We start from the raw sequence: 6,322 nt of genomic DNA on the forward strand, positions 1-6,322 counted from the left end.
CCGAGTTCACTTATGAAATACACCCTCCAGGAAGGTTCATTTTCCCTTTTTCCTGCTGCCTGGCAGGATAACAGCATGAACATCATTCGCGATGACGAAAGCGGGCTGTCCGTGGTGGTCAGCCGCGGCGTGATTCCCGATGGCAGCGACTACGAACAAGAGTTTCACCGCCAGTGGGACGTGCTGCGTCCTCAGATGGGTGAGATTGCCCAGAGCGAGTTCCGGAGCGTAAAAGCCGGGCCAGACGGAAACATTAACGGACTGGAAGTTGAGACCACCTTTGACCGCAACGGGCAGCGCCTGTGGCAAAAACAGCTGGCCGTGCAGACGCCGGGCAAACCGGTATTGATGATTTTTACCCTCTCAGCGCTCAGAGCATTCACTGAAGAGGACGAGGTGCGCTGGAGCGCGCTTAAGCAGAGTCTGGCGCTAAACGACAACCGGAATGTGTAAGGCATGAGCGATAACAACGCGGCCCGTAAGGGCGACGAGATTATTCACTCCAGCATTTTTGCTGACATCACCAGCATTGTGGCGGAAGGTGCCGCCTATGCGGTGATCGGTGCGGCGGTAGGGCTGGCGGCTACGGCTGCGGCACCACTGCTCGGTGCCGGAGCCGCCGCAGCGGGCGTGGCGGCGATTGGGTCCAGCTGTCTGTTAAGCGGAATTATCGGTGGTGTGCTGGCGAACGTGGCGGGGATCACAGACGATATCAGCAATGCCGCGGAAGGGTTAGGTAATGCGCTTTTCCCGCCGTCGCCTGCGGGCAAAATCACCACCGGTTCGAACAACGTTCTGACTAACGCAATCCCTGCCGCGCGCGCGGCAGGCACGCTCACGCCCGCCGATACCCCGCCCCCTGAGCCGCAGTCGCCGGGCAGCTTTGCCGATTACGCGGGCATGCTGCTTTCCGCCGCCGGACAGTTTGGCAGCGAAATGTGGCAGCCGAGCGTGGCCTCTGCCGCTGCGGGAACTTCGCCGCTGGAAGAAGACAAGGTGGCGTGTGAAAAACACTCCGGGCCGCAGTATCTGGCGGAAGGCTCCAAAAGCGTCTTCATCAACGGCCAGCCTGCGGTGCGCGCGAAAGATCGCACCACCTGCGAAGGCACCGTCTCGGACGACGTCTCCCCGAATGTGATCATCGGCGGGGACACGCTCACGGTCCGCGATATCAAAAGCGGTAAAACGCCGGGTCTGGCGCTGGGGATGATTGCGCTCTCCCTGCTGCGCGGGCGTCCGGGCAAGATCCTGAAAAACATGCCCTGTGCGCTGGCGGCGGCAGGTGGTGGGATGCTGGCGGATATGGCGGTGAATGCCGTGTTTGGCTCCTCGCACCCGGTTCACGCCGCCACCGGCGTGAAGGTGCTGAATGACGACGACGAGCTCGACTTCTCGCTGCCGGGGCGCTTCCCGCTGCGCTGGCAGCGCAGCTATAACAGCCTGACCACCCGCGAAGGGCTGTTCGGTCTGGGCTGGGCTACAACTTTTGACAGCTATCTGACGCTGGAAGATAACAATGCGACCTGGTTCGATGAAACCGGGCGCGAGCTGAGCTTCGAGCTGCCGCCTGTCGACCGCGCGTTTTACAGCATCAGCGAAGGCATCATTATCCGCCGCAATGAGAGCGGCGACGTGGCGATTGCCGACGATGACGGCGCGGTGTGGCGTCTGTACAAACCGACCCGCGCGAATCCTTCTATCCTGCGTCTGGCCTCCCTCAGCGATGAATACGGCAACGCGCTGCTGACGGCGTGGGACGAGCACGGCAGGCTGGTTGGTCTTCACGACGAGCCGCGGGCGATAGACGTCACCCTGCGCTATGAGGATGAACGTTTCCCGCAGCGGGTTACCGCAGCTAGCCATTTCGACGGCAACCAAACCTGGCCGCTGATGCAGTGGGGCTACGATGCGCGCGGCCAGCTGGCGAGCGCGACGGACGCCTCCGGCGTGGTGACGCGTGAATACCGTTACAACGACCACGGCCTGATGGTCTGGCACCGCTTGCCGGGGGGGCTGGAGAGCGAATACCGCTGGAAACAATTCGATCACTGGCGCGTGGTGGAAAACCGCACCAGCACCGGCGATGGCTGCCGCTTTAGCTACGATTTAGACGCGGGGTTGACGACCGTCGAGCACTACGACGGCCAGACGCGACGCCACTACTGGAACGCGCAGAATCTGATTGTGTGTTACGTCGACGAGCGCGGTGAAAACTGGCGCTACGAGTGGGACGATAACGAGCTTCTGACGCGTCGCATCGATCCGCTCGGCAACGCCGTCACCTTCGTCTACGACGAGATGGGCAACCGGGTGCAGGAAATCGATGCCGACGGCAATACCCGCACCACCACCTGGCTTGAGCACCGCGCACTCCCCTCGTCAATCATTGAAGCAGACGGCAGCGCGACCCGGTTCTGGTACGACGAACACCACGGACTGAAGCGTGTGCTGGATCCGATGGGGCAGACGACGCAGCTGCGCCGGGACGAGTTCGGCCAGGTCGTTGAAGAGGTCGATGCCGCCGGCAACAGCCGCTATCAGGAGTACAACGAGGCCGGGCAGATTGTCCGTTCGACGGACTGTTCCGGGCGTATTACCCGCTATCGCTATCACCCGCTGGGCTGGCTGGTGGCAGAGATTAGCGCCGACGGTGAAGAGACGCGCTACCGCTACGACGCCGCAGGGCGCCCGGTGCAGCTCGACCGTCCGGAAGGCTGGACGGAGTCGCTTAAATGGAACGAACGTGGCCTGCCGGTGAGGCACGCGGGCGCCGACGGGAAAGAGAGTGAGTTCAGATACGATGAGGCGGGGCGCTTAACCGCCACCCGTAATACGCAGGGTGAAGAGGTCCGTCGCCGCTGGGACAGCCGCGGGCGTCTGATTGCCCTGGAAAACGAGAACGGCGAAGCGTACCAGTTCCGCTGGGGCGCTGACTCGCTGCTGCTGGAAGAGGTAGGGCTTGATGGCGTGGCCTCGCAGTATCGCTATGATGCCTGCGGACGCACGATAGCGCGCACGTTTGCCGCCGGCCATCCGGAGGCTATCACCCACGCCTTCGCCTGGAGCGCGAGCGGTCAGCTGGTCGCCCGCACCACGCCAGAAGGGCAGACCCGCTACCACTACACGCCGTCCGGGCTGTTAAGCCGGATTGGGCTGCATCCTGCGCTTTCAGTCGACGCGTGGACCACCGAGGCAGAGCAGGAGCTTGCCTTTGAGTACGACGCGCTTGGTCGCGTCACGCGCGAAGCGGGCGAGCACGGCGAACTGGCGTGGGAGTATGACGCGCTGGGCAACCGCACCTCCGTCACGCTGCCCGATGGCCGCGAGCTGAAACAGTTCTACTACGGCAGCGGGCATCTGCTCAGCATTGCCCTCGATAAGCTGTCGGTCTCCGACTTTACCCGCGACGAGCTTCACCGTGAAACCAGCCGCACGCAGGGGCTGCTGACCACCCGCAGCGAATACGATCGTCTTGGCCGACTGCATCGCCGGGACGTCTTTACCGGCAATGCCCAGCGCCCGTCGCCGCGCCGCTGGTCCCGCCGCTGGGATTACGACTATCGCAATAACCTGGTGAGGGAAGAGCGGGACGATAACCCGTTCAGCTGGTACCGCTGGCAGTACGACAGCGCCGGGCGTCTGCTCGTTCAGGACGGTACGCTACCCGGCCAGGAGCAGTGGCGCTGGGATGCGGCGGGTAACCCGCTCGAAGGAACTGCTGAGAAGGTCACGCACAACCGCCTGACGCAGCTGAACGGTATTCGCTGGCGCTATGACATCCACGGCCGCACCGTGGAGAAAGATAACGGACAGACCCGCTGGCACTACCGCTACGACGGTGAGCACCGCCTGACGGAGGTGATCAGCCAGCCGCGGGACCGCAACAGGCCGCAGACGCAGGTCAGCTTCCGCTACGATCCGCTCGGGCGACGCATCAGCAAAACGCGCCGCCAGATGCTGGGCGGACAGCCAACCGGCAAGCCGGTCACCACCCGATTTGTCTGGGAAGGGTTCCGGCTGTTGCAGGAGGTGCACGGGGACGTGCCGCTGACCTACGTCTACAGCGATCAGGACAGCTACGATCCGCTGGCGCGCATAGACGGCGTTGATGCCCCGGAGATCTTCTGGTTCCACTGCCAGCCCAACGGCACGCCGGAGCGGATGACGGATATCGAAGGGCAGGTGCGCTGGGAAGGCGTGAACAGCGCCTGGGGCAAGCTGCTGCGGGAAAGCGAGACGCAGGTATCAGGATATTCTCAGAACCTGCGGATGCAGGGGCAATACCTGGACCGTGAGACAGGGCTGCACTACAATCTGTTCCGGTATTACGACCCGGACTGCGGACGGTTTACGCAGCAGGACCCGATAGGGCTGGCGGGGGGGATAAACCTTTACCAGTATGCGCCGAATGCGCTGGGGTGGGTGGATCCGTGGGGGTTGAGACCAAGATGTGCACCGACGAAAGCAAATGACCATAATCAGGCTGCTTTCGGAAGGCAGTGGCAAGGTCATGGGGAGTACAAAGGACGCGATTTATGGTCTAACACAATGTTAAAAGAAGGTGACGTCATCTACGGTGGTGCTCCTGGACAATCTGGCTTTTATTTTGATAAGGCAACTCTTGATGCCGCTGGCGGTAGTAGACAAAAACTATGGGAGAGTTTGCAGGTACAGCCACATAGGATCTTTGGATTCCGTAGCAAAATTCAGGCGTACCGTGTAAAACGTGATGCAGTAGCTGGAACGGGACAAGCATTATCACAAGATCCTGTTGTTTTTGGTCAGGGAGGAGGAACAAAGTTTTTCCTTTCTAATTATAAAACTGTGCTTGAGCCTATTGGCAAGCCTTTTGATATCGGAATGTAACCATGAATCTTGATATAGATACAGGCGCTTTTTGCTTCAAAAAAATACTCGCACTGACACCACTTACAACCAAAAAAGAAATAATGAATAATGATAATTTAAATTGGGAGGCTTGGCCAGATAAAGGATGTGATACAGTCTCCTATAGAGCTATTTTTAACATAAAAGGAAACGCGCATGGTGATATTTATTTGATAATAAACTTTATTCAACCTAATGATGAAAATGCTATTATAGGTAGTTGGAGCTTCGCACCTTATAAATTAATCGATGGAGAACAAAAAAAAACTGAGGGGAAAGTTACAAAAAAATTAAGGGATTGGTTTAAAGATAAAACGAACGTTGACCTCCCAGTAAATGGAGCATGGGGCCATATAAATGCGGCATATGACCATTGGAATTGTTCAGGTGCAATTTATTGTAATTATCGTTCTGGTTTTAGAGATGAAAAATCTTGGAGGGATTATTGCAAATGGAATAATATAAAGTTATGAATTGTGTGTGTCTTGGTGAAAAAAACTCGCAATTATTTAATTATGCGGTGTAAAAAATCACATGGGGTAAATAGAATTGAAATTGACCCTATGGGAGGCCATTTCCCATGTCAAAGACAGCCGCCTATAAAAAAATAATCAAACATTTGTGGTATTCCAAAGACTAAAAATACCAGATTTAAGTGTAATTATTTTTTTATAATAATCTAAGACTTTATGTTAATAATCGTTCAGAGTTGCGAGTATCAAACGGAAACTAACTCAGTAAAAACTTGTCTGATTGGCAGAAAGAATCACTAAACTGGACACTTCTGATACCACAGAAACAGACATCATTAGGTGGATCTTTAAGTGGGGGCAGATTTCAGTCTCATATAAGATAAAGTTATTAAATTATGGGATATATATAGTTCGTAATATAACGTAGTCACTTCCAGACAAGGTGGTTTAGATATGTTAGAAATAAAACTTGATGTTCATACTGGATTTGTAGCAATTAACAACTATCCCATCGCATTAAAGGATGTTGATACTTTTAAAAATTCCGCATTTTACAGGTTCTTTTCGTCATTGACTACAGTAGGTCCTTTTTATTTTGCTATCGATAATATTAAATGGAAAGATCAAGTTTTCATTTTGGAATTGAGGTCTTCAGTGTTTTCTTTTTCTCCATTAATATTCCCTACTAGTGAGGGAGGGAAGTTTTTATAAAACTCTAGTGGATTGGGATAAAAGGGCTAGCCTAAGTAATTTATCGGATGAGCAGCAGCATTTGATATCATGGGTTTAGATTGAAATAACCTCAAGCCCTAAGCTCAAAATAAACAATCCCCCATATGGATTTCAATGGGATCATGATTGGGGTAGAATTGTTGTATAATATAATAAAAAAAGCTTCGATTGTGGTATTTATATCGAATGGAATATTTGACTATATGATGTAATTGATTAATAAAAGCCTT

4 protein-coding genes are annotated in these 6,322 nt (G+C 54.9%); all 4 read left to right on the forward strand.

Going from position 1 to position 6,322, the window contains the following annotated elements:
• The first annotated feature begins 12 nt into the window (after positions 1-12).
• The 4 genes from IM303_RS16575 (at position 13) to IM303_RS22275 (ending at position 6,071) form a co-directional block, all read left to right on the forward strand.
• Positions 13-453, forward strand: coding sequence for a DcrB-related protein (locus IM303_RS16575; protein WP_059358115.1), 441 nt, complete (start codon positions 13-15; stop codon positions 451-453).
• Positions 454-456: 3 nt separating this feature from the next.
• The gene (locus IM303_RS16580; protein ID WP_193360096.1) at positions 457-4,866 is read left to right on the forward strand and encodes an RHS repeat-associated core domain-containing protein; all 4,410 of its coding nucleotides are present in this window, start codon (positions 457-459) and stop codon (positions 4,864-4,866) included.
• 2 nt (positions 4,867-4,868) lie between these two features.
• Positions 4,869-5,360, forward strand: coding sequence for a hypothetical protein (locus IM303_RS16585; RefSeq protein WP_193360097.1), 492 nt, complete (start codon positions 4,869-4,871; stop codon positions 5,358-5,360).
• Positions 5,361-5,813: 453 nt separating this feature from the next.
• The gene (locus IM303_RS22275; RefSeq protein WP_226840468.1) at positions 5,814-6,071 is read left to right on the forward strand and encodes a hypothetical protein; all 258 of its coding nucleotides are present in this window, start codon (positions 5,814-5,816) and stop codon (positions 6,069-6,071) included.
• Positions 6,072-6,322: the final 251 nt, after the last annotated feature.

Source organism: Enterobacter cloacae complex sp. P38RS, assembly GCF_014930775.1.
GTDB lineage: Bacteria > Pseudomonadota > Gammaproteobacteria > Enterobacterales > Enterobacteriaceae > Enterobacter > Enterobacter bugandensis.